This window comes from Hansschlegelia beijingensis, from assembly GCF_045505405.1.
In the GTDB taxonomy this organism is placed as follows: Bacteria; Pseudomonadota; Alphaproteobacteria; order Rhizobiales; family Methylopilaceae; genus Methylopila; species Methylopila beijingensis_A.
In genome coordinates, this window is the sequence record NZ_JBJKEX010000544.1 from 1 (window position 1) to 1,250 (window position 1,250).

Here is a 1,250-nt window from a genome sequence, read left to right on the forward strand (position 1 = left end):
CCGCTCGTGCGGTCATGCGGATGAACAGCCATGTCGGCGAACTCCGGCCCCGGCGCCCCACGAGAGCTTGCTGCGCGGTGCTGCGTCGTGGGCGGCGGCCCGGCCGGACTGATGCTCGGCCTGCTGCTGGCGCGCGCCGGCGTCGATGTCGTGGTGCTGGAGAAGCACGCCGACTTCCTGCGCGATTTCCGGGGCGACACGATCCATCCCTCGACGCTCGACGTCATGGCCGATCTCGGGCTGCTGCGGCGTCTGCTCGAACTGCCGCACCAGGAGGTCGAGACGCTGACGGGCTTCGTGGAGGACGAAGCCTTCGGCATCGCGGACTTCCGCCGGCTTTCCACCCGCTGCCGGTTCATCGCCCTGATGCCGCAATGGGATTTTCTCGACTTCATCGCCGGAGAGGCCGGGCGCTACCCGGGGTTTCGCCTCATCCGGCGCGCGGAGGCCACAGGCGTCATCCGGCGCGAGGGCCGCGTGGTCGGCGTCGAAGCCCGCACCGAGGACGGCCCGCTCACGGTCACGGCCGATCTGGTGGTCGGCTGCGACGGCCGACGCTCGGCGATCCGCCAGAGCGCCGGCCTGGAGAGCGAGGGGCTCGGCGCGCCGATGGACGTCATGTGGTTCCGGCTGTCGCGGAAGCCCGCCGACGGCGACGCCACCGCGGGCCGGTTCAGCGCCGGCGCGGTGTTCGTGACGATCAATCGCGGCGACTACTGGCAGTGCGCCTATCTGATTCCGAAAGGCGGCGCGGACGCGGTGCGGGAGCGCGGCCTGGAGGCGTTTCGCCAGGCCGTCGCACGGCTCGCGCCGTTCGCGGCCGAACGCGCCGCGGAGCTCGTCTCGTGGGATCAGGTCAGCCTGCTGACGGTCGCCGTCGACCGGCTGAAGCGTTGGGACCGGCCCGGCGTGCTGTGCATCGGCGACGCCGCACACGCGATGTCGCCGATCGGCGGCGTCGGCATCAACCTCGCGATCCAGGACGCGGTGGCGACCGCCAATCTGCTCGCCGCGCCGTTGCGGGAGGGCAGGCTCCGGCCAGAGGACGTCCGGCGGGTGCAGGACCGTCGGGAATGGCCGACGCGGGTGACGCAGGCGCTGCAGGTCCAGGTTCAGAACCGGATCATCACGCGGGCGCTCGCCGGCGGAGAGCGCCTCCGGCCGCCGCTCGCGCTGCGGCTCATGCGGCGCTTTCCGGCGCTGACGCGGATCCCCGCCCGCATCGTCGGAGTCGGCGTCCGGCCCGAGCG

At 72.6% G+C, this 1,250-nt stretch carries 1 protein-coding gene; it reads left to right on the forward strand.

The window, feature by feature from the left end:
• Positions 1–30: 30 nt before the first annotated feature.
• The coding region (locus ACIKT0_RS18540; protein ID WP_407106785.1) for an FAD-dependent oxidoreductase at positions 31–1,250 on the forward strand (1,220 nt) is incomplete at its 3' end.